At 61.6% G+C, this 22,847-nt stretch carries 23 protein-coding genes and 1 pseudogene; 23 read left to right on the forward strand and 1 reads right to left on the reverse strand.

Annotated features, from left to right (window positions below; translation table 11 throughout):
* Window positions 1-7 precede the first annotated feature (7 nt).
* The 23 genes and pseudogenes from ACUN0E_RS27435 to ACUN0E_RS27545 all read left to right on the forward strand — a co-directional run bounded on the left by ACUN0E_RS27435 (window position 8) and on the right by ACUN0E_RS27545 (window position 22,608).
* Window positions 8-280: a hypothetical protein gene (locus ACUN0E_RS27435; RefSeq protein WP_445568562.1), complete on the forward strand. Its 273-nt coding sequence runs from the start codon at window positions 8-10 to the stop codon at window positions 278-280.
* Window positions 277-1,896 (forward strand): portal protein, encoded by a 1,620-nt coding sequence (locus tag ACUN0E_RS27440; protein WP_445568563.1) that lies wholly within the window; start codon window positions 277-279, stop codon window positions 1,894-1,896. Before ACUN0E_RS27435 ends, ACUN0E_RS27440 begins: the two co-directional genes overlap by 4 nt.
* Complete coding sequence (locus tag ACUN0E_RS27445) at window positions 1,893-2,150, forward strand: Bbp19 family protein (protein ID WP_445568564.1); 258 nt, start codon at window positions 1,893-1,895, stop codon at window positions 2,148-2,150. Before ACUN0E_RS27440 ends, ACUN0E_RS27445 begins: the two co-directional genes overlap by 4 nt.
* Before the next feature lies 1 nt (window position 2,151).
* Window positions 2,152-2,667: a hypothetical protein gene (locus ACUN0E_RS27450; protein WP_445568565.1), complete on the forward strand. Its 516-nt coding sequence runs from the start codon at window positions 2,152-2,154 to the stop codon at window positions 2,665-2,667.
* Window positions 2,664-2,813 (forward strand): hypothetical protein, encoded by a 150-nt coding sequence (locus ACUN0E_RS27455; RefSeq protein ID WP_445568566.1) that lies wholly within the window; start codon window positions 2,664-2,666, stop codon window positions 2,811-2,813. The genes ACUN0E_RS27450 and ACUN0E_RS27455 overlap by 4 nt, the downstream gene beginning before the upstream one ends.
* A 3-nt stretch (window positions 2,814-2,816) precedes the next feature.
* Window positions 2,817-3,023 (forward strand): hypothetical protein, encoded by a 207-nt coding sequence (locus tag ACUN0E_RS27460; protein WP_445568567.1) that lies wholly within the window; start codon window positions 2,817-2,819, stop codon window positions 3,021-3,023.
* A gap of 33 nt (window positions 3,024-3,056) precedes the next feature.
* Window positions 3,057-4,001 carry a hypothetical protein gene (locus tag ACUN0E_RS27465; RefSeq protein ID WP_445568568.1) on the forward strand — a complete coding sequence of 315 codons (945 nt, stop codon included), beginning with the start codon at window positions 3,057-3,059 and terminating at the stop codon, window positions 3,999-4,001.
* Between the two features lie 312 nt (window positions 4,002-4,313).
* Window positions 4,314-5,137, forward strand: a pseudogene (locus ACUN0E_RS27470) (phage capsid protein).
* 68 nt (window positions 5,138-5,205) lie between these two features.
* Window positions 5,206-5,661 (forward strand): hypothetical protein, encoded by a 456-nt coding sequence (locus tag ACUN0E_RS27475; RefSeq protein WP_445568569.1) that lies wholly within the window; start codon window positions 5,206-5,208, stop codon window positions 5,659-5,661.
* A 77-nt stretch (window positions 5,662-5,738) separates the two neighbouring features.
* Complete coding sequence (locus ACUN0E_RS27480; protein WP_445568570.1) at window positions 5,739-6,329, forward strand: hypothetical protein; 591 nt, start codon at window positions 5,739-5,741, stop codon at window positions 6,327-6,329.
* A 3-nt stretch (window positions 6,330-6,332) separates the two neighbouring features.
* The gene (locus tag ACUN0E_RS27485; RefSeq protein ID WP_445568571.1) at window positions 6,333-8,735 is read left to right on the forward strand and encodes a hypothetical protein; all 2,403 of its coding nucleotides are present in this window, start codon (window positions 6,333-6,335) and stop codon (window positions 8,733-8,735) included.
* 29 nt (window positions 8,736-8,764) lie between these two features.
* Entirely contained in the window at window positions 8,765-9,184 is a 420-nt protein-coding gene (locus ACUN0E_RS27490; RefSeq protein WP_445568572.1) for a GNAT family N-acetyltransferase, read from the forward strand.
* Between the two features lie 3 nt (window positions 9,185-9,187).
* Complete coding sequence (locus tag ACUN0E_RS27495; protein ID WP_445568573.1) at window positions 9,188-9,715, forward strand: hypothetical protein; 528 nt, start codon at window positions 9,188-9,190, stop codon at window positions 9,713-9,715.
* A gap of 3 nt (window positions 9,716-9,718) precedes the next feature.
* On the forward strand, window positions 9,719-11,896 hold the full coding sequence (locus tag ACUN0E_RS27500) for a hypothetical protein (protein ID WP_445568574.1): 2,178 nt from the start codon (window positions 9,719-9,721) through the stop codon (window positions 11,894-11,896).
* Window positions 11,897-11,903: 7 nt separating this feature from the next.
* Window positions 11,904-14,252: a transglycosylase SLT domain-containing protein gene (locus ACUN0E_RS27505; protein ID WP_445568575.1), complete on the forward strand. Its 2,349-nt coding sequence runs from the start codon at window positions 11,904-11,906 to the stop codon at window positions 14,250-14,252.
* Window positions 14,245-16,854 (forward strand): hypothetical protein, encoded by a 2,610-nt coding sequence (locus ACUN0E_RS27510; RefSeq protein ID WP_445568576.1) that lies wholly within the window; start codon window positions 14,245-14,247, stop codon window positions 16,852-16,854. Before ACUN0E_RS27505 ends, ACUN0E_RS27510 begins: the two co-directional genes overlap by 8 nt.
* Complete coding sequence (locus tag ACUN0E_RS27515; protein ID WP_445568577.1) at window positions 16,854-17,216, forward strand: hypothetical protein; 363 nt, start codon at window positions 16,854-16,856, stop codon at window positions 17,214-17,216. Before ACUN0E_RS27510 ends, ACUN0E_RS27515 begins: the two co-directional genes overlap by 1 nt.
* The gene (gene terL, locus ACUN0E_RS27520) at window positions 17,206-18,837 is read left to right on the forward strand and encodes a phage terminase large subunit (RefSeq protein ID WP_445568578.1); all 1,632 of its coding nucleotides are present in this window, start codon (window positions 17,206-17,208) and stop codon (window positions 18,835-18,837) included. Before ACUN0E_RS27515 ends, terL begins: the two co-directional genes overlap by 11 nt.
* A 38-nt stretch (window positions 18,838-18,875) precedes the next feature.
* Window positions 18,876-20,975 (forward strand): glycosyl hydrolase family 28-related protein, encoded by a 2,100-nt coding sequence (locus ACUN0E_RS27525; protein ID WP_445568579.1) that lies wholly within the window; start codon window positions 18,876-18,878, stop codon window positions 20,973-20,975.
* 70 nt (window positions 20,976-21,045) lie between these two features.
* Window positions 21,046-21,357 carry a hypothetical protein gene (locus ACUN0E_RS27530; RefSeq protein WP_445568580.1) on the forward strand — a complete coding sequence of 104 codons (312 nt, stop codon included), beginning with the start codon at window positions 21,046-21,048 and terminating at the stop codon, window positions 21,355-21,357.
* A complete protein-coding gene (locus ACUN0E_RS27535; protein WP_445568581.1) occupies window positions 21,354-21,569 on the forward strand; it encodes a DUF7940 domain-containing protein in 216 nt (71 codons plus the stop codon). Before ACUN0E_RS27530 ends, ACUN0E_RS27535 begins: the two co-directional genes overlap by 4 nt.
* 8 nt (window positions 21,570-21,577) lie before the next feature.
* Window positions 21,578-22,054, forward strand: a complete 477-nt coding sequence (locus ACUN0E_RS27540; RefSeq protein WP_445570526.1) for a lysozyme — start codon at window positions 21,578-21,580, stop codon at window positions 22,052-22,054.
* Window positions 22,051-22,608, forward strand: a complete 558-nt coding sequence (locus ACUN0E_RS27545) for a lysis system i-spanin subunit Rz (protein WP_445568582.1) — start codon at window positions 22,051-22,053, stop codon at window positions 22,606-22,608. Before ACUN0E_RS27540 ends, ACUN0E_RS27545 begins: the two co-directional genes overlap by 4 nt.
* Here ACUN0E_RS27545 and ACUN0E_RS27550 read toward each other — a convergent pair.
* Window positions 22,601-22,819 (reverse strand): hypothetical protein, encoded by a 219-nt coding sequence (locus tag ACUN0E_RS27550; RefSeq protein WP_445568583.1) that lies wholly within the window; start codon window positions 22,817-22,819, stop codon window positions 22,601-22,603. The two genes, ACUN0E_RS27545 and ACUN0E_RS27550, sit on opposite strands and share 8 nt — an antisense overlap.
* Window positions 22,820-22,847 lie beyond the last annotated feature (28 nt).

The following is a 22,847-nucleotide window of genomic DNA, read 5'->3' on the forward strand; positions in this document are numbered from 1 at the left end:
GTGAGGCATGGGCAACTTTAGCTTTTCGAAGTTCCTCGACCCGGGCGGTTTGTGGACGAAGGACGCATCGGCGACGCCGACGACCACAACCACGACCGTGGGCACGACGGCGGCTTCTGCCGCTGATGCGCAGGCTGCTCAAGCCGCGAATGACCAGGCTGCTGCGGACAAGAAGAAGCGTGCTGCGTCCAGCCTGCTGGCGACTGGCGCCGGCGGCACGACTGGCGGGACCGGCACATCGTCCGTGCTGGCATCTGGCAAAACCACACTCGGCCAATGACCAACGATCTCGGCGCCCAGCTCGCGCAACGCTTCGATGCATTGAAAAGCGCACGCACGCCACACGAACAGGTGTGGCGCGACTGCTTTCTTCTCACCGATCCAATCCGCGCTTCCGGCCTGCAAGGGCCGGTGATGGACGCCAACGAGATCGCGCGTGCGGTCTCGATGATCTTCGACTCGACGGCCACCGATGCAACGCGGATCCTGAAGGCTTCGATTATCTCGGGCATGACGCCGGCGAACTCGCTGTGGTTCAAGATGCGCGTGAATCACGAAGACGACGAAAGCATGCGCTGGCTCGACGAATCGAGCGAGCTGCTGTGGGAGAACATCCACAACGCCAACTTCGACGCCGAGTCGTCGGATTGCATGGACGATCTGATGGGCGGCTGGTTTGCGCTGTACGTCGATGAAGACCGTGAGAAGGGTGGTTTCTACTTCGAAAACTGGCCAATGGCGAACGTCTTTTGCGCATCGTCCAAGCCAGGCGGTTTGATTGACACGGTGTATCGCCCGTATCAGCTCACCGCTGAGCAGGCCGTGAATGAGTTTGGCCGCCGCGGCGACACGCTGCCGGCGTCGATTGCCGAGCTTGCGAAAACGCAGCCATACGAGAAGGTCGATTTCTGCCAGTGCATTTTCCCGCGCAGTGTGTCGGTCGTGAATGCGGTGTTGCCGAAAAACATGCCGATCGCATCGACCACGTACGCCTGCAAGACGAAGTCTGTCGTGCGTGAGTCTGGCTATCACGAAATGCCTGTCATCGTTGCGCGCTGGAAGAAGATCCCGAACAGCGCATACGCAGTCGGCCCGGTGCTCGACGCATTGCCCGACGTTCGCACGCTGAACGATATCGTCAAGATGGAGTACGCGAATCTCGACCTGGCCGTGTCCGGCATGTGGATCGCCGAAGACGATGGCGTGCTCAATCCACGCACGATCAAGGTCGGGCCGCGGAAGATCATCGTTGCGAACTCGGTCGACAGCATGAAGCCGCTGCAGCCCGCCGCTAACTTCAATGTCGCGTTCACCGAGAAAGACAAGCTGCAGGGCGCGATTCGTCGGACGCTGATGGCCGATCAGTTGCAACCGCAGGATGGCCCGGCCATGACGGCAACTGAAGTACATGTGCGCGTCGACCTGATCCGCCAGCTGCTCGGCCCGATCTACGGCCGTCTGCAGGCCGAATACCTGCAGCCGCTTATCGCACGCTGCTTCGGCATTGCGTACCGCGCCGGCATATTTGCGCCGCCTCCGCCGGCGCTGGGCGGCACCAACTTCTCGATCCAGTACCAGAGCCCGCTCGCTCGCGCTCAGAAGCTCGAGGAAGTCACCGCGATTGAGCGATTCATGGGCGATGTCAGCGTGATGGCTCAGGTCGACGAGTCGGTGCTCGATAACGTGGATCTCGACGAGGCAGCACGCCAGACGGCGAAGGGCCTGGGCGTTCCGGATTCGATCGTGCGCCCGGCTGATCAGGTTGCGATTCGTCGCCAGCAGAAGCAGGCCGCTGCACAACAGCAGCAACAACAGCAACTCGGTATGGAAGTGCAGGGCGACGTGATGAAGTCGGCCGGCAGCGCTGCAGCTAACCGGATGATCGCCCAGTCATGAAAGCGAACATCCCAGGCGCCGAGCCCATGAAGGCAACACCCGACGAGTACCGCGCTGCGTTCGAGTTTTCGAAGTCCGGCGCGCTGGTGCTCGAGGATCTGATTTCGCGCTTTTGCGGTAACACGTACGTTCGCGGCGGCCTCGATGCACAGCGCGAAACCGATTTCCGTTCGGGTAAGCGTGAGGTTGTCGAGTTCATCGTAAAGCAGATTAACTGCGCCAATGGCGCACAACCCATAGAACAAGGGGACTGACATGGCTGGCGGTGGAGCATCCCTTGGTGCGAGCGGTTGGACGTGCAATCAGATTACGCCGGATCCGCCACAGGTGAACGGCCATCTGTCGCCGTACACGATTGGAGAGTCGGCCGTCCCGACCAGCGTTACCGGCACTGTTGCGGAAACCACACTTGCGACGATTCCGATTCCAGCGGGCGCTTTGGGTTTGAACGGCGCACTGCGTGTCACCGTGTTTTCGACGAACACGAACAATGCGAACAACAAAACGCTTTCGCTTCGGCTTGGCGGCACGCTTGTTCAGGCGACGGTGCGCACGACGACGTCGAACCAGGGGATGTCGTTGATTGGCGCAAACCGTGGCGCCGCGAATTCGCAGATCTGGTTTCAGCCCGCGCAGGGTGGGCAGCTCACGACATTGTCGACAGCTGTCGACACGTCCCAAAACCAGAACTTGACCATCACCGCGACTTTGGGCAACGCAGCCGATTCCGTCGTGCTGGAGTCGTACCTTGTGGAGGTGCTGAAGCCATGACCACGATACCTGCTGTGATCGATCCCATTTCGGGTATCCAGTCGCCGGCGTCTGCATTTCCCGACGGTGCCATCGCCATTATCTGCGACGGTTCCGTTTACACGATTTATCAACCGGGCGATCAGGTCCCGCAACCTCAGGAGTGAATCATGGCTGGAACCTCTACCCTCGACGGAAACGGATGGACTGCGAACCCGACTCCGGATTCGCGTTTCGACAGGACGGTTTCAATCCCGTCAGTCATCGGTCAGCCCGCTGCTGAGCTCGGCAAGCCCGGTGATCTGGCTATCGATGTCGTGGCGCGCAAGCTGTACGAGAACGTCGCCGGCACTTGGTCGGCCGGCACGGCGTATTAACGATTTGGACGCGCGACGCGCGAGGAGATAACGATGCATTGGTTCTGGAAAAGATATGCGTTCATGGATACGGCGGGTGATGGCGGCGCTGCAAGCGGTGGTGCAGCCGCCGGAGGCGGTAATGGTGGCACGGCTGCAGCAACTGCTGGCGCAGGCGCCGCCGGGGGCGGTGGTGCCGCTGCCGGCGGAGGTGAGTCTGGCGCATCTGGCGCCGCTGCTGCTTCAGCCCTCGCCGGCGGTGGCGCCGCTGCGGCCGCATCGACTGGTGCGACGCCTGCTGAGTGGGTGCCCGAGAAATACCGCGTCAATAAGCCGGACGGTACGTTCGACGTCGAGGCCTCGGCTCGCAAGCTTGCCGACGGTTACGGCGAGCTATCGAAGCGTTTTGGCGAAGGCGGCGCCGCGCCGAAGAGCGCTGACGAATACCAGGTAGCGGTTCCCGATGCGCTGAAAGATGTCATTGGCGATCTGTCGAAAGACGAAATGTTCTCGAAGTTCCGCACGGACATGCATGGCCTCGGCCTGTCGCAAAAGCAGTTCGACGGCGTGATGTCGCGCTACTTCGAACTGGCGCCCGCGCTCGCTGCCGGCGCAGGCCAGCTCAACACCGAGGCCGCGACGACTGCATTGAAGGCAGCGTGGCCCGACCAGGCTGCATACGCCGCTAATCTGCAGATGGCGTATCGCGCGAGCACGGTTGTCGCTGGCGCAGCCAAGATGTCCTATGGAGACATTGAGAAAGCCGGACTTGCGAACAACCCTACGTTCATTCGCTTGATGGCGGCGATCGGGCCGGAGTTCGGTGAAGATCGTCCGATTGCCGAAGGCCAACCGGTTGGATTCGCGAGCGAAGACGAGATCAAACAGTTGCTCACGTCCGAGGCCAACACGAACATGAAGCACCCGCAGCATGCTGCGACGCGCGCCAAGGTCGACGCCTATTACGCGCGCAAGTACGGCACCGCGACCATCGCTTAACCGTTGTCTCCTCGTAGCCGTCTTTGCCCCGTGCACTCACGCGGGGCTTTTTTTCGCCCATCGCTTTCATTTAGCCGAGAACTCGACCGCCCCTCAAGACGATGATCGCCAGCATTCGGCCCGCTTTGGCAAGCGGACACCCGACATGCCCGAACCCCATGTTCGCCGACGTGGGGCGTACGACAGGCCCGGTAACGGACACCCTGGAAGGCGACAAGAAAACATCGAACCTTTTAGGAGCTCTTCATGAACTCGGCAGTCAACGACTCAATTACCGCCGCATTTGTCCAGCAGTTTGCGGACACGTATCAGATGGTTGCGCAGCAGAAGGAGTCGCGTCTGCAGGCAACCGTCACCGACGTCGGCGGCGTCACCGGCACGTCGTTCACGGAGAACAACGTTGCCGCTACGCAGGCCAACGAAGTCACGAACCGCCTCGGCGATACCGAATGGTCGGACAACACCAACGATACGCGCGTCGGCATGATGCGCGACTTCGACTGGCGACGCCCGTCGACAAGTACGACGTGCCGAAGCTGAAGGCAAACCCGGGCGGCGTGTACACGCAGAACGGCGTTGCGGCGATGAACCGCAAGAAAGACGTGGTGATCTACCAGTCGATTATCAACCCGACACTGGTTCGCGCCGGTGAGGGCCAGCCGTACAGCACGATCGCAATGCCGAACACGCAGAAGATCCTGGACGGCGGCCTCGGCATGACGAAGGCGAAGCTGATCACCTGCAAGAAGCTGTTCCGCAAGGCCGAGGCCGACGAGCAGAACGGCGAGTCGCTTTACATGCTGTACGACTCGGAAATGCTCGAGGACATTCTGTCCGACACCACGCTGACGTCGGCTGATTTCATGGCCGTCCAGATGTTGCAGGAAGGCAAGTTGTCGGGTCAGTGGCTCGGCTTCAGCTGGATTCCGTACGAAGGCCTGCTGACGGTCGGCACGGTGAAGACCACGGTTGCGTACACGAAGACGGCTGTGCAGTTCGGCACCGGCCTCGCGCGTGAGATCGATATCGGCCCGCGTCGCGACAAGAAGAACGCGACGCAGATCTACATTTCCGAATCGTACGGCGCGCTGCGTACGCAGGAAAACAAGGTCGTCACGGTCGACTTCCAGTTCTGATCCTGATGCGGTGGCCGGTTCGCGCCGGCCGCACTTCGGACCTCATTCAAGCTTAGGAGCATCACATCATGGCAGAAGCTAACTCGATCCAGATGGCGAAGCTGGCGGCGACGCCGAGCAGCAAGCTGCAGTCCAACGAGCGCCACGGCGTTCGCCGCCTCATGTTCGGCCAGATCAATTCGATCTCGGCCGCGATCGGCGACACGATCTATTTCGGGCGCATCCCGAAGGCGGCGCGCATCTGTGGCGTTCGCCTGAACAACGCCGCTGGCACGGCGTCGAGCACGCTCGCGATCGGCTTGCGCAAGACGTTCGACAAGACGGTCATCGCTGCGTCCGGACTAGCCGCTGCGACCGCGATCAACGCGGCCGGGAATGCGGACGTGACGACCGGCACGCTGGTGGTTACGGGCCTGTCGTACATCACGCAGGACGAGGTGGATGTGTACGGCACCATCGCCGGCGCCGTGACGCCGGGCGGCGGTCAGTTGATCGCGGTGGCCGTCGACTACGTGACCGACTAACCGGACGCGATCCCGGCAAGTTGTGAGGTGTACATGCCGGGGGCTCACGCTCCCGGCATTTTCGTCTAAGGCAAACCATGACCAGCAGCGTTTCCGTCTGTTCAAACGCACTTTTGCGACTCGGGGACAACCCGATCTCGTCGCTGAATGATCCCACCAAGGCGGCGCGTGCGTGCGCCAATCTGTACCCATCGGTGCGTGATGCGATTCTTCGCGACCATCCGTGGAACTGCGCGCGCAAGCGCGTTGTGCTGGCGCCGCTCGCCACGAAGCCTGCCTTCGATTTTCCGTACCAGTTCCAGTTGCCGTCCGACTGGTTGCGCACAATCCAGATTGGCGAGCGCGATGTGCCGCTGACCTACACGCAGGAGGGTCGGCTCATTCTTGCCCATCGCGCCACGCTGCCGCTGGTGTACGTGTGGAATAACCAGGTCGAATCGACGTGGGACAGCGAACTCGTCGGGGTGATGGAGGCGGCCATGTCGGCCGTGCTTGCATATCCGATCACGCAGTCGACGGCGATGATGCAGGCTCAGGAGCAGAAGCTCGCCGGCCTGATGAAATCGGCGAAGGCGGTCAACGGCCAGGACTCCGAAGACGAAACGCTCGGCGACTTCCCGTTGCTGATGAGTCGTCTGTACGGCTTCTCACGCGCGCCGGGTCGGTAAGTCATGGCAAAGCTCACTCTCATTCAGACCAGCTTCAACGCTGGCGAGCTCTCGCCCGATCTCGCCGGGCACATCGATCTCGACCGGTACCAGAACGGCGCAAAGACGGTTCACAATGCCGTGCCGCAGCTTTCCGGTGGTGCGATGCGCCGCGCCGGCAGTCGCATCGTTGCGCCGACGAAATACCCCGATCGCACGACGCGGCTGATTCCGTTCGTATTCAACAAGTCGCAGGCTTACGTGCTCGAGGTCGGCGACGGGTATGCGCGATTTTTCACGGTCACCGGCCAGATCCAGTCCGGCGGCGCGCCAATCGAGGTTCCCACGCCGTGGCCGCAAGCCGAAGTTTTCAACGTCGAGTTTGCGCAGCGTTCCGACACGATGTTCGTTGCGCATCCATCGGTACCGGTGAAACGGATCGTGCGAGATGCGCAGACCGCGTGGGCGATCGGTGATGCACCGTTCGATCCGGGCCCAATCGACGAGATCGGCGTCCGTCCGGCCGCTGACCTTGCTCTATCTGTGACCGCATCGGGCGCAACTGGTGTTGCGACGGCGGCAGGCGCGTTTCTTCCGTCCGACGTCGGTCGCAATATCGTTGCCGATTCCGGTATCGCCGCGGTGACTACGTACGTTGATGCGAACAACGTCGATATCACTGTCACTTCATCGTTTCCCGCTGGCGCTTACGCGGCCAGCGCGTGGAAGCTTGACCAGTCTCCCTTCGTTTCGATCACGCCGTCCAATGCTGTGCCGGTCGACGGCGCCGTGACTCTGGTTGCCGACGGCCCGGCGATCGCGGTTGAAACGCTGTCGCTGACCGGCACGACGATGACGCTCGAGAGTCAGGCAAATCACGGCCTCATCGTCGGGCAGCAGATCGCGCTGTCGGGCTTTGAGTCTGCCGGGCTCGATGGGCTTTACACCGTCGTCGCGGTACCGGACGTCACGTCCATCACATTCACCTTCAATGGGTCGCTGCTCGCTGGCGGCACGTTCGGCTCGGTGTATCCGTACGGTACCGGCTCGGCATGGCGCGCGACGGACGTTGGCAATTACATTTCGATCAATGGCGGCCTGGTGCTGATCACGCAGGTTGCCTCTGCATCCAAGGCGTACGCCCAGATTGTCAAGGCACTGACCGCGACAGTTACCGCACCGCCGAGCAGCTGGTCCCTCAAGTCGGCCGTCTGGAATCCGGTCGACGGCTACCCCCGCGCCGTGAGCCTGTATCAGCAACGTCTGTACGCCGCAGGGTCGACCAGTTTCCCGGAAATGGTATGGGCCAGCGGTACTGGTCTCTATTTCGATTTCACGCCCGGCACCGATGACGACGACTCGTTTGCCTATTCGGCGGACTCTGACCAGGTCAATGAAGTGGTGCACATCGCATCGTCGCGGATTTTGACCTTGTTGACGCAGGGCGAGGAATTCACGGTCAGCGCGCCAACGGGTAGCTCGGTCGGGCCCACCAATATCGATGTCCGGAGCCAATCCATTTATGGAGCAGCTCAAGCCCGGCCCGTGCGTGTCGGCAACGAGCTCATCTATCTGCAGCGCGCCGGGAAGAAAGTTCGCTGCATGAATTACGACTTCACCACGGATTCGTACAAGTCGCGCAACCTCACCCGGCTGGCCGCACATATCACCGGGCCGGGCGTCATCGACATGGCTTTTCAGGCCGAGCCTAACTCGATCGTGTGGATGGTTCGTAGCGACGGCGTGCTGGTGAGCCTGACGTATGACCTCGACGACGGCGTGTGCGGCTTCGCACAACACACGACGGATGGGCTGTACAAGTCCGTGTGCGTGATTCCCGGCCCCGATGGCGACGTTGTTTTCGTGGTGGTTCAGCGCACGATCAACGGCGTGACGGCGCAATACGTTGAAGTGTTCGACCAGACCGTCATGACAGACGCCGCCATTCTGGGCACGTATGGGCCAGGCGCGACGGTCTGGAACGGATTCGGGCTGCTCGAGGGAAAAACTGTCGACGTGAAGGGCGACGGCGTTTACCTCGGCCAGTTCACGGTGACTGGCGGTCAGGTCACGATACCGCGCATTGCTTACTCGATCGAAGTGGGCCTGCACTACGACAGCGAACTGTTGACGCTTTCACCGCAGGTAAGCGGCGGACTCGGCACGTCGCAGGGCAACAAGGTGATGACGGGGCAGGCGATCGTACGGGTGCTCAACACCATCAATTGCCTGATCGACGATCAGCGGATTGCGTTCCGTGAGTTCGGCGTTGGCATTCTCGACAAGGCGCCGCAGCCGTTCACCGGCGACAAGGAAATCTCCGACATGGGCTGGGATACGTCGTCGGAGATCTCCATCAAACAGGACCAGCCGTACCAGTGGTACGTGCTTGCGTTCATCCGGCAATTCACCGTCAACTCGGGCTGAACATGATCAGGCAGGCAACACACGACGACATGCCGGAACTGCTGCGAATGGGAAGTGCTCTCGTCGCGGAGGGCCGTTTTCGCTCGTTCGGCTTCATCGAAGCCAAAGCACGCGCGATGTTTGAGTCGCTGATCGACGGGCCCGGCGTCGTGTTCGTGAACGAGCGCGTCGGGCAGATCGTCGGCGGCATGGCGTGTGGCCTCTCCGGAGACTGGTTTTCCGACATACCGCTGACGTTTGACTACGGCGTGTTCGTCTGGCCCGAGCACCGCGGCACGTTCGCTGGCTTCGCGCTGATGAAGGCTTATGTGAACTGGGCGCGTGCACAAGCTCCAGTCGTGAACATCAATATCGGTGTGACCAGCGGCATCGACGAGGAGCGCACGGTCGCGCTTTACGGCTTGCTTGGCCTGAAGCGGATTGGCTCGGCTCTTTCTAATCTGGGGTGACACATGGCATGGCTCGCACTGGTTGCGCAGGGCGCTGGCGCGGTGGTCAACGCGCAGGGCACAAAAGCGGCGGCAAACGCGCAGGCCTCGCAACTGACCACGCAGGCGAATCAGGACTACACGACGGCCGACCAGACGCAGGCCTCCGGTTATCAGGCCGCCCAGCGGATCCGCACGCAGGGCCGCAGCACGGTTGGACAGGCAAATTCAGCCATGGCGGCGTCGGGCGTCGACGTCAGTCAGGGAACGGCGAGCGACGTTCGTACGAAGATCACCCAGAACGCCGAGTCGGACGCAATGAACACGATTCTTAACGCGGATAGTCGAGCGACGAACATGCGCACGCAGGCAGGGTTTGAGCAGCAGGCCGCCGCCGATGCGCTGAAAGCCGGGCAGGTCGGCCTGGTGAAAGGCGCCTTGAGCGCACTCGCTGGCGGTGCGACGACAGCGAACAGTTGGAAAACGGCCGCTGGGTCTTCTTCTTCGTCGGCCGCCGACACCTCTTTCGACAACCCTTCAGATTACGGTTAAGCGATGCCACGAATTCCACTGGGCAATCAGGGCGACGTCACGTCGACGCCTCCGCAGCAGGTTCAGACTTCCACCGCCGACTTTGGCGGGCTGTCGGCGGCCGCCGAGCAGCAGTTGGGCACGACGATGGAGGATGCCGGCCAGAAACTGCAGGCGCAGCAACAGAGGCTTAACGACGATCTGCAGCGCACCAGCGCCGCAACGGCGTTTCAGCAGCATGATATGGATATGAAACTGGCACTCCAACGATCTGGCCAGCGGCTGCAAAGCGGCGAGATTGACCAGACGGAGTATCAGTCGCAGATCGACAATGCGAAACAGCAGTCGTTCGACAGCACCATCGGCGCGTTGCCCGACACGCATTACAAGCGCGTTGCGACAATCCAGTCGGGCGCTCTTAATAGCACCGTGGCGCTCAGCGCGCAGGCTGCAATCACGAAGAACAGCCAGCAGCTGATTGGCGCCAACGCCAATACGATGCTGGACACCGCTGGGAAGAACATCGAGATCGACCCGGGCAGCATCGACGCGACGGTGGCCAGCACGAAGGCCGGCTATCTCAATGCCGCTCAGTCGGCCGGCGTTCCACTTGAGACCGCACAGAAGACCGCGCAAAGCTGGGCCGAAAACCAATATGCGCAGCACGCCACGACCGCCGTTATTCAGGCGCGATCGAACGGCGATCTCAATGCGCTCAACCAGCTGCAGCACGACCTCACTGCGCCCGACGGGTTTTACGCGGACAAAATGAACCCGACGCAGCGCAATCAGGCGCTTGCCACTGTGGTGTCGCAGCAGCTTTCGCTGGGAAACCAGCAGGACGCGGAGCAGCGCGCACGCGAGACTCAGGCCACGTCTGCGTTTAACGGCGGCCTCGACCTGATGAATCAAGGCAAGCAGTTCAGCCCTGCCTATCAGAAGCAGTTGACCGCAGCGACGGCTGGCACGTCGCTCGAGGGCGAGGCACAACAACTCATCACGCAAGCTGGCAAAAATGCCGGTTTCTCGACGTTGCCATTGCCGCAGATGCAAGCGGCGATCCAAGCCGACCAGCAAACTGCTAACACGCCGGGTGTTGGAACTGATCCAGCGACCGCCGCAGCAGTTAAGCAACGCCAGCAGATCTACACCTCCAGCGTCGAGGCATACAAAAAAGACCCATGGAATGCTGCTCTCGATCGCGGCGCCATCCAGAGCATTCCGCCGATCGATGAAAGTTCAGTCCCGAATCTTCTCACCTCACTGCAGCAGCGATCGCAGTCGGCTGGCGTTGTCGATCAGGCCGCCGGCCGCAAGGTGTCGTTGTTGACGCCCGACGAGTCGCAGCAGGTATTGCAGACGGTAGCCGCTTTGCCGGTAGACGCGCAGGCCCAGGTGATGAACGGCATCGGCGGGGCGTTCGGTGATGCCGCCCGTATCGGTGATCTCGCCCAGCAGTGGAAGGAAAAGAATCCGGCGGCTGCGCTGGCGCTGAAAGCTGGCGCTGGCGGCGGAAATGGCGATCCGCTCATCACCGTCAGCGGCAACCCGGTGAGCGCGTTCATTCTGTCCGGCGCGCAGGCCGAGAAAGACAAGACCGTGAAGGTCGACGAAACCGTTGCTACAGGCATGAAGGCGACTATCGCGAACACCATCGGCCAGGCGCTCCCGCCGGAGCAGGCCGCCGACGCGCGCGATATGGCGTATCTGATTGCCGTCGGCAGTGCGGCGCGTAACGGCCGCCCGTCGCCGAACAGTACAGATGTTCAAGACGGTATCAACGCGGCGACTGGCGGTATGTCGACGACTGGCGGCTTGCAAGCATTTGGCCAGAACAAGGGCAAGCCGAACGCCGTCGCAATGCCGTACGGCTGGAACGAAAACGACTTTCAGAACAGCGTGAAAACCGCTTCGGCCACGAACATCGAAAACACGGTGGGAGGCAAAGCCATCGACACGGTATATGCGAACGGCCAGCCGATCCCGGTCGCCGACTTCATGGCGAAGTTCCCCAGCTACCAGTTGACGCGTGTCGGCGTGCGTGGCACGTATGCGATCGGTGCCGGCTCCAAGTTCGTCAACGATTCGACTGGCAAGCCAGTGCTTGTTCATCTGATGCTTGGCCAGAAGCCGCAAGCCGCAGCGCCGACGTCGGACGTTGGCAGCGTTTCCACCGCCGACATGACGCCGAATCCTTTCTGAGGCCCGCATGCCAATTGACGACCTCTATGCCGATTCAACGTCGAGCTTCCTCGCCGGGTCGAATCAGGTCAACGTGCCCACGCCACAGAGCACACCGTCGACATCCATCACGTCGATCGCGCGCGCCGTCGGCCGAGGCATCGGACAGGGCGGCGCGTCGCTGTTCGGTGCCGCCGCCGATACGGCGAGCGGTTTGTCCCAGCTATACGTCGACCCCGATTCGCTCGCTGGTAACCCGGATGCGGTGCAGCGCGCGGATGCGCAGGTTGGCGATGCATTCACAAAGGCACGTTCTGGCCATCTGTTCGAATCAACAGCCGGTACCAATCTTTATGATCTTGCCGACACGCTGAAGCCTGACCCGACGAAAACCACGGCTATTGATCAGGTCGTGCAAGGCGCCGTATCAGGCCTCACGCAGATCGTACCGGCGGCCGTGCTCGGCGGCCCGCTGGCCGGCGCTGTCGTTGGCGGCGGCTCGATGGGTCTGTCGCGTGCGGAAGATCTGAAGCGGCAGGGCGTCGACGTCGGTACCCGTACAGCGATTGGCTCGATCGAGGGCGCGCTCGGCGGCGCGGGCGCGGTGATGCCGCTCGGCGGTTCGACGTTGTTGCGCACCGCGGGGCTTGTCGCTGTCGGCGGCCCTGGCCTGACGATTGCGCAGGGTGCTGCCGAGAAGGCGATTTTGCGCAACGCAAATTACGACCATCTCGCCGATCAGATCGATCCGCTTGACCCGACCAATCTCGCCGCGTCGACGTTGGTCGCCGGTGCGTTCGGCGCCGTGCACGCCGTCGGGCAGATTCGAGCCGACAGGGCCGCAACTGCTGCGGGCGCTGCGCCGACGCCGCCCGTGCCGATCTCGTCCGAACCCCTGACTAGCATGTCGGTCGCTGATCGTAAAGCGCTGGCGTTCAACTCACCATCGCTTGACGCTTACGCGACGCAGGCCGCGCAGGCGGCCGGCGTGCCGCCCGCGATGCTTCTTTTCATCAAGAATAAAGGCGAGCAGTCGAATAGCAATCAGGTGAGTTCCGCCGGCGCCAAAGGTGTAATGCAGTTCACGGATCCAACGTGGGCAGCGTACGGCAAGGGCGACCCGACTGACCCTGTCAATTCCATCGACGCTAGCGCTTTGTACGCGAAGGATCTGCTGCAGCGCTATGACGGCGATGTGCGTGCCGCGATCACCGAGTACAACGGCGGCGTGAAACAAGCCGAAGCGGTGCACGCCGGCGGCGCGCCGACGGATCCGCAGACGATTGCATATCTGCATCGTTACGACCAATTCGCCGCGGATCACCAGATCAGCAACGCTTCGTTCACGCCGACGCCGGAACAGGTGGATGCGTCGCTGTTGTCGACTGGCCAGCATCTTGTCGACGATGCTCACCTCGGGCCCGACACCGATATCGCGAGCATGGTGGCGCATCAGGATGCGTTCGAGCTGGCGGCGCGCCAGATGGACGGCGGTCAGTTTCCCAGCGTCGCAGATGCGTTGCCGCCCAACTCTTTGCGCGCGGATGCGCTGCAGACGTTCGCGCGCGATGCGAACGCCGGCACCGCTAGTGGTAGTGAGCCGGCCGTTACTTCGAATGAGCCTGCCGAAACCGCACCGGTGACGGCTTACACGACTGCGAAGGGCAGCGATTACACGGTTCATGATGACGGCACGACGACTCGCAACAAGGCAGCGCGCTCCGATGTCGGTCATGAAGGTGACAGCGGCGTGAAAACGCAGTCCGCCAGAACGGTTTATGTTGATGACGATGCGTCGCGGCTTTCTGCAGCCGGCCTTGAAGGTCTAAACGAGAAAGGCGCGCGCGTTGTCATCAAAGACGGTAAAGCAACGCTTCTCACGTGGAACGAGAAAGAAGGCAAGTGGGGAGCGTCACCGTCCAGTCGCGGCATTCCGATCCACGATGAGCCCCAGGTCGGGCGCTACCCGCTGGAACTATGGAAACCTACCGACGATATTCCCGGTTACGAAGGCTATCGGGGGATGCACGCCGGTAACAAAATCGTTGAAGTGAGGCGCGCAGAGGCTGTCGCCGCGCGTGCTCGGACTGTTCCTGATGCGTCTGGCGCCGGACTCGATCGGCCAATTCAGAGCGCCACGGCGAGCGATGAAAAACGGCTGAGCCCGGTCGAATCAAATGTTCGAGATGCCGCTCAGGTCGCGCCGGATACGCCTGTTCATCTTGACCCGTCGACACCCGATGCTGTGGAACACAACGGCACGCTCGCATCCGCGCTCGAATTGATCGATAACGAACACGCGGCCACGCTCGACGATACGAAGCTATTCAGCGTCGCGGCAAACTGCTTTATTGGGACGGTGACCGGAAATGCATGATAAGTGTGCGAATGCAGTGCAACAGGCCGCGGCGGCTGCCGGTCGAAAGCCGCTCACGAAAGCGGAGCTAGACCATATCGAAGACCGCGTGCGCGCCGGCATGCGCTCGATCGCGAACCGCGATATCGATGCATGGCGAGGCATGAACCCGTCCGAGCGCATCAGCGCCGGCGCGGAATGGGCCGCGAAGCAGCTGGCCGCAGAAGCTGAGCTCGCGAAGCAGCGCAAGCTTCTGCAGGTTTCCAAGCAACTCGAAACTCAGAACCGGATTGAAGACGCGTTGTATGCCGAACCTGAGAAGGCGCACGACAAGCGGGCACGCGAAAAAGTTGTGAAGACCGACATTGAGCAAACGTACGTGCTGTCTGGCGCGATCAAGGCCGACTATATGCGAGGCACGATGGGCGCGATCGACGCCATGAAGGAAGGGCAGAACTTTCTCGCGCGCGCGTTCGACGTCGACAACCCGGCGATGGAGCGGGACATCATTCGCGAGATCTACAAAAAGGCCGACGGCTCGACGGGCAATGACGTTGCCAAGGCCGCGGCCGAGCAGATCAGCAAAACCAACGAAGCGATGCGTAAGCGCTTCAATTCATCCGGTGGCAATGTCGGTGACGTGGGTTACGGCTATGTGCCGATCAGGCACAACCAGTCTAGGGTGCTCGGTAATGGTTCCGACGTGGCGCGCCATGCGTGGGCGGATTACGTGCTGCCGCGGCTCGATCGCTCGAAATACCTGAACGACTCGGGCGACATGATGAGCGATGCCGAGGTGCGTCAGGTTTTGACCGGCGAGGCGCGCGGGCCGTGGCAGGAAGCGAACATTGCTGCTCAGGGCAGGAACGTCGCGAAGCGCAAGCCGGGAATCTGGGACGAGATCGCCGGCACGTCGCCGCGCGAAATCACGACGTTGCGCGGCGCCGTTGGCGCGCGGGCGAACGCGAATTCCGAGCACCGGTTCCTGCACTTTGCGGATGCCGACGCTCACATGGACTACAACCGTACGTATGGCGAGGGCTCGCTGCTCAACGCGCTGAATGATCACGTCACCGGCATGTCGAAGAACATTGCGCTGGTCGAGCGCTACGGCCCGAACCCGACGCGCAACATCATGGCGCAGATCGACCGCACCGCCGAGCACGACTCAACGCCGGTCCGCGTTCTGGAAAAAGGCCCGACGTCGATCGGAGCGTACTGGGATTATGTGAACGGCAATACCAACACGCCCGTCGACCCGGCGCTGGCCAAGACATTCCAGACGTTGCGCACAACCGTTGGCGCAATCAAGCTGCAGGGCACCGTGCTGCAGGCGCTCGGCGACGTCGGTACGCTGTTTGTGACCGCGAACTACAACAAGGTGCCGTTCTTCCGCTCGCTGGGTACGGCGGCGCGCCTGATGGCGCCGGGCTCGAAAGAGTTTCGGTCGTGGCTCTCGTCGCAGGGTTTGATTGCCGAGCAGCTCGAGCACGGCATGACGCGCTGGGGCTCCGACTTTCTGGCGACGAACTGGGCGAAAAACCTGTCAGCGTCAACGATGAAGTTCGGCGGAATCACTGGCTGGACGGATGCGCTTCGCACCGGCTTTCAGGCCAACATGATGCGCGGCTTGGGCGAGATCTCCAAAACGCCGTGGGCAGACCTGACGGAATGGGATCGCCGCACGATGTCGCGCGCCGGGATCACGGCCGACGACTGGTCGGTCGTCAACCAGGCGACGCCCGGCAAATACGGCAGCAGCAGCTACCTGACGCCTGATTCGATCTACGAGACCGGTGACGAGCGCGCTGCCAACGTGGTGCCCAAGATCCTCGGCATGATTCGCGAAGAGGGCGAATTTGCCGTGCTGAATCCGGACCTGACGACGAAAGTAATTACCTCCGGCAACGCCGGCACGTGGAAGGGTGAACTGCAGAAGACCTTCATGCAGTTCAAAAGCTTCCCTATCGCGATGGTGACCCGTCATTGGGGGCGGCTCAACGAGATGCGGCGCTCCGGCGATTACCGCGTCGAGGGCGCACCGGCGCTTGCCAATCCGCTTGCATATGGTGCCGCGCTGATCGTGCGCACGACCCTGATTGGGGCAATCACGAACGAGGCGAAGAGCCTTCTGACGGGCAAGGATCCCGAGCCGGTTGCGGGCCCCGACCTGAAGCACACCGCGGCGTTCTGGACGCGAGCTTTCACGACGGGCGGCGGCGCGGGTTTCGCGGGCGACATGCTGAACGCGGCGCTCACCAGTTCGGATTACGGTTCGTTGCTGTCGAGCCTCATCGGCGGCCCGGTTGTGTCGACAGCATTCCAGCCGCTTCACGCGCTGGCCACCAACGCGGCCGACGCCGCCGAAGGAAAAGACACGCACGTTGGCGCGGACCTGCTCAAAACTGCGCAGTCCGATCTGCCGCTCGTTAACCTGTGGTACTGGAAAGCGGTGATGAACCGACTGGTCTGGGACAACCTCGCCGAGAATCTTTCGCCGGGCGTGACCCAGCGCAACATCAACCGTTCGAACAAACAGGGCGGTAATGAGTATTACTGGTCGCCGGGCACGTCATCGCCGCAGCGTGCGCCTAATCTGGCTTCGGCATTCGGGAGGCAGTGATGCGACAGGATCAACTGGAACGGCTGCAGCAGCTCCAGGAGAAGCTGGTCGATGTGTATCTCGACGAGGCCGATCCGGAGAACTGGCCGGGCGTGGGCACGATGGGCGCGCAGCTCACCAAGCAGGAACGCGGCGACCGCTACTGGGAAAAGAAAAACGCTGTCGCGACGGTGATGCTGGTACACGAAACAAACAAGCTGATCGCGAACGATAAGCCGGCGCTCGGCCGCGATCCGTACACCGATGGCGAGCTCGACCGCCAGATTCAGGGTGCGGAGAAGCGCGCATCGCAACTGCTCGACAAGGTACGGCAGGACACCTCGCGCGCGGGGTTCCTGAAGCGTGCAGCTGGTGACTCGTAAGATATCGTTTGTTGCTTTCTTTCTGATTTGGGCCGACCGGATGCGCTGGGAGGTTCCGGATATTCACGTCATTGCTGCCCACTGGTTGGAAACTCGCGGCAACCTCGGCGTGTTTCGCTGCTTTCGCGGGTTCGGCAAATCGACATTACTCGCGATTTACAACGCCTGGCTGTATTACGAAGACCCGAAGTTCCGCATCCTGCACCAGTCCGAATCTGACGGCACCGCTTACAAAACGAGCCGCGACACGCAGAACGTCATTCGCAATCACCCGCTGACCAAGGGCTTATTGCCGCCCGGCAAAGGCACCGTTGAGCAATGGTGGATCGTTGGCGCCGTCGACCACCGCAACGCCAGCATGTACGCCAAGGGCATTCTGTCGAACGTGACCAGCGCGCGCTCCGACGAATGCCAGAACGACGACGTTGAGGTGCCGCGCAACATCCAGACGCCCGAGGCGCGCGAGAAGCTGCGCTACCGCCTGGGAGAGCAGACGCACATTCTAGTGCCGGGCGGCCGCAAGCTCTACATCGGCACGCCGCACACGCACGATTCCCTTTACGACGAAATCGAAAAGCTCGGCGCGGACTGCCTGACCATCAAGATGTTCGAGCATGAGCACCGCTTTGAAGCGGCAAAGGCCGAGCGGTACGAGATACCTTTCCGGCCGGAGTACGTTTTCTCGGGGATCGGCAAGTCGGCGCGCCTGCTGCGTGAGGGCACCGATTATTTTGTTGAAGAGGGTAACCGCGTCTGGTTCGCGCATGCGCCCGACTGCCTGATCGATTTCTACGCCGGTTGCGCGTGGCCAGCACGCTTTGATGCTGCCGAGCTCGAGAAGCGGCGGCGCGAGACGCGCACGATCAACGAATGGGACAGCCAGTACCAGCTCCATTCGAAGCCGATCGGCGAGGTGCGGCTCGATCCGGAGAAGCTGCGCGCGTACGACGTTCAGCCGGTGGTGCAGTTCGGCAGCCGCGGCGATATGCGCATGATGCTTGGCGGCGTGCGGATCGTCAGCGCTCGAGCTTATTGGGATTGTGCGACCGGTAAGGTGGGCGGCGACGTGCCGGCTGTGGCGCTGATTCTGGACGATGCGGCCGGCAACTATTACTGGCACGTCGCGGAAGGGATGACAGGGGAGTTCGCGGAATTCTCTGACGGCGCCAACGCGCAGATTACCGGCGGCCAAGTGTTGCAGGTTTGCGACCTGATCGAGAAATATCACATCCCGCAGATGTACGTCGAAACCAACGGCGTCGGCAGTTTCGTGCCGCAGTTGCTGCGCAAGGCGATCAGGCAGCGGCGACTGCAATGCGGCGTGATCGAGCGCACGGCGACCCTGAAAAAGAACGAGAAGATTCTCGCGGGTCTGGAAGGACCGCTCAAGTCCGGCGTGCTGTGGGCGCACGTGAACGTACTCGACGGCCCGACGTGGGACCAGATGAAGGATTTCAACCCCCTGATCAAGGAGCAACCTGACGACTATATAGACGCGGCGGCGAGCGCGATCCTCGAAGCGCCGGTGCGGATCGGTCGTTTAGCCGAGAACTCGACCGTCGAACAGCAGCACGATTGGCGTCCATCAGCGGGCGTTCACGAAGTGACGCTCGAAACGTAGCGCCGCCAATGCGGCGCGCTACCCAGTGAGGCCGCAGCGTGACGCTCCCAGTCCAGATCCCAGTCGTAGCGTACGTCGGTAATGGCGTAACAACGCTGTTTACGTTCCCGTTCACGATTTTCGAGGCGGAAGACCTCGTCGTCGAGCTCAACTCTATTGCGCAGGGGAGCGGTTTCGCCGTTGCCGGCGTGGGCGAGGTCAGTGGCGACGTGACATTTACGGTTGCGCCGGCTGCTGGCGTGCCCGTGGTTCTTTACCGTCGAACCGCCCTCGCGCGCGACATCGACTATCAGGATAACGGCGACCTTCTGGCGCCGACGCTGAATCAGGATTTTGACCGCCTCTGGGGTGCGCAGCAGGAGCTGGGACAGAGTCTGGTTCAAGCTGTACAGATCCCATTCGAAAACGCGGGGCAGGGCACTCTGTTGCCAGGCGCCGCGGCTCGCGCCAGTAAGGCGATGATTCTCGATCAGTTCGGCAACGTCATCGTCTCGCAACAGAACTGGGAGGAGCCGCAGGGCATCAAGGACGATGCGAAAGCCGTTGCCGAGGTGCTCGTTGCTGGCGTGGCCCCGGGCGCCGGTACGGGCTTCTTTCTAGCCGATGGAGTTGGATCGGTCGCGCGCACGTTCCAGAGCAAGGAGCGCGACTTCCTCAGCGTGAAAGACAAGGGCGCAATCGGCGATGGCGTTACCGACGACACGATGGCGATTGTGAACGCGATCGCGGCGATCGCACCCGGCGGGATTCTCTATTTCCCGCCCGGGACATATCTCGTCGAACCGGACGCCATCACCACGAACAAGGCGATCGTGATGACGTCGTTCGCCCGGTTCAAATGGGCGGCGACGAGCTATGCGAGTGTGCGCCTGAAAGCTGCAACGTCTGGCGGATACCTGCTTTCCTTCGACGGCAACTTCACTGGCGGCACGTCTGGCACGAAGGTGTTGGGCGGCGGCCTGCAGGGCATCGCGCTGGACGGTAACGGCAAAACCCTGTCGACGGGCATTTTCAATCTGCACCAGTATTCCGAATTCAGCGTTGTCGGTTTGGGTATCCAGAATGCCGTCGGCCGCGCCGTGCGCCTGTCAAACACCTTCGAAACGAAGTTCGACGATGTCTTTGTCAACAACATCGATGCGACCGGCACCGCGGACCAGAATGTTTTCTACGTCGACAACTATGAAAACGCTGACCTGAACCAGAACGTCAATAACCTGAAGGTCTATAACAGCCGTTTCGAGAGCAACAAAGGGCACATCGTGGGCGCCGGCGCGGCCACGAACCTCGATATTTTCAATATCCACAACACCAAGTTCGAGTGGGGCCTATCGGCCGCGCCCGCTGGTGGTCCGTACTTCGTATTCAATTTCCTGAGCGGGTCGCGTCTGGACATCGGCGACGGCACAACGCTGACCCATTTTGCATCCGCGAACGGCTACGGCATCCTCAAAGTGTCCGGTGCGGCGCGCGATGCGCAGATCGCGTTCCACGATGTCTCGATGTCTTTCGAAGACCCTGCCACGGTTCTGCTGGCGGCGGACGGTGGTGTGAACGTCGAGTTCTACAACAACCGGGTGCTTAACGGCTCGTCGGTTCAGTGGGGTGCGGCCAACATCCAGAACACGTCGAAATACGCGCTGCGCTTCGAGTGGCCCCGGGTTCAGCCGACGATCAGCGGGCGTGGCGCCGGCTATAGCTCGTTCGGTCAACCGTTGAGTGGGCGCATGGGCGGCACGTCGATGCACGACATCGCCTCGACGTCTGTGACGTTCGTTGCCGATGCCTCCTGCAACGACATTCGCGGAACAGTCGCCAAGGTCAACGCCGGCCAGAACTCGACCATCGCGAGCATTCCACTGTCGTGCTTCGCGCATTACAACCAGGACCTCACGATTTCGATCGTGATGCGTACTGACGCGACCGACTCGAACTCGAAGATCGGCGTCGTCACGACTAACGGCTTTTCGCAAAGCGTCACCTGCGCCGCTTCTCCTGCTGGCTATGCGGCATACGACATAACCGTCCCACTCGCCTATCTCCAGACGCTCGGCAACAGCGCGGCTGACACGCTCACCCTGTTTTCCGCGACCGGGTCAACGGCTCCGATTTATATCGAGAAAGTATTCATTCACTGAGTTTTCTCGGACCGAATAAGACGGCGCAAGCCGACGACCAACAGCACGACGTCAAACGGGAATGACGCCAATGTCAGATCAAAGCGAAGTTGTTGACGCCATCAACGCCCTCGGTGCGCAACTGAACGAGAAGCACGTCGAGAACACGGATGCGCTCGAGGAGATCAAGGCCGACATCAAGGAGCTGAAGGCGGGCTTTCCGGATGACGATCCGCGGGGGCATCGTGACTTTCACGATGCGCTGATTGCCGAGAGCAAGGCTCGCAGACAGTTCTGGGTCGACATGCGCAACAAGCTCATAGAGCGGGGAATGCTGGCGGCCATCGGCCTGCTGGCGACCGCGCTTTTTTTCTACGCCAAAGCACAAGTGGGGAAGCAATGAAACCTGTGTCGTATTGGCGCAAGGCGCACAAGCGGAATTCAGTTAAAGCGCTGATCGCTGGATCCGTCGTGCAGGCAATTGGCGGCGCGTGGGCGGCCGTTCCAGGCGCGTATCTCGACCGGTTGCCGATGTGGGTGCCTTTCGCGGTGAGCGGCGTCATCTTCGCGTTCGGCTTGTGGAGCGCGTACACGCATCAATCCTCGCTGGAGTAACGATGGCAATGCGTCCGGGAAAGAAAAGTCTTGCCGCGATCGTCGGCGCAGCTGCGGCCGCGGCGCTGTTTCACGTTGTTCCGGTCTTTGAGGGAACAGTGTATGTCGCGGCGCCTGATCCGATCGGCATCGTGACGGCATGCAACGGCGACACGCACGACGTCAAGCTGGGTCAGAGATTCACGCCGCAGGAATGTGAGCTGCGCCTCGAGGCTCAGCTGGTCGACCATGCCGAGGGTGTGGATAAGTGCACACCGCTCGCGCCAATGGCCTGGTATCAGCGAGTGGCCTTTGTCTCATTCGCCTACAACGTCGGCGTCACGAAGTATTGCGGATCCACGATGGCGCGCAAGGCTCGCGCCCATGACTACGCCGGCGCCTGCGCGGAGTTTTCCCGCTGGACGTACGCCGGTGGCCAGCAACTGCCCGGCCTTGTGAAACGCCGAGCGACCGAACGCGCTATGTGCGAAGGAAGAATGCGATGAATGGATATTTCATCACCGGCATTGCGGCCGGCCTGCTCGGTCTCGCCATCGGCGCCGGCGGCGCGCATTTGCTCGACGCGAATCACTACGGCGCGCAGCTCAGCGCGGAGCAGGCGGCGCACGCGCACGACAACGAGCAGCACGCCAACGATCTCAACGCCATTTCAAAGGCCGCGCTCGAAGCCGAGCAGCGCGCCATTGATGCGCACACCGTGGCCGAAGGAAGGATTGCCACGATCGACGATCAACTGACGAAGGAGAAGAAAGCCCATGAAACCGACAACGCTCGCAATCGTACTGCTATTGCTGACGGCGCTCGCCGGCTGCGGATCGCCGTGTCCAACTTCAAACCAGCCGGTGGTGAACAAGCCGGTACCGCTTCCGGCGCCGGCGGCGTGGGCGATGGAGCCGCCGGCAGCGCAGACCTCGCACCAGCGTTTGGACTCGCTCTTTTCTCCATCGTCGACGACGCCGACGTCGACCGCGCCAAAGTGATTTACCTGCAGGGGTACGTGTGCGCTGTTCGTCCGGAAACCGAAGGATGCGCTAAATAAGCGCCCCCACTGCGTCGATGACGTCGGATACCAGATCGGTGGCGAGCCAGAGCACGTTGGCCATGTGTTCCGGATACAACTCTCCGGTCTGGTGGCTGATCGTCGTGGTAGCGAGCAGGGCGCGCAACTGCATCGCCCTTGATGTTGCGATATCGATCGGATCGGCGCGTACCCCAGCGCTGCTCGCGGATTTGGTTTCCAACAATTCCATTGTGGGTGGCTCTCAATATAGTAGTGTT

This window comes from Paraburkholderia sp. D1E (genome assembly GCF_052682275.1).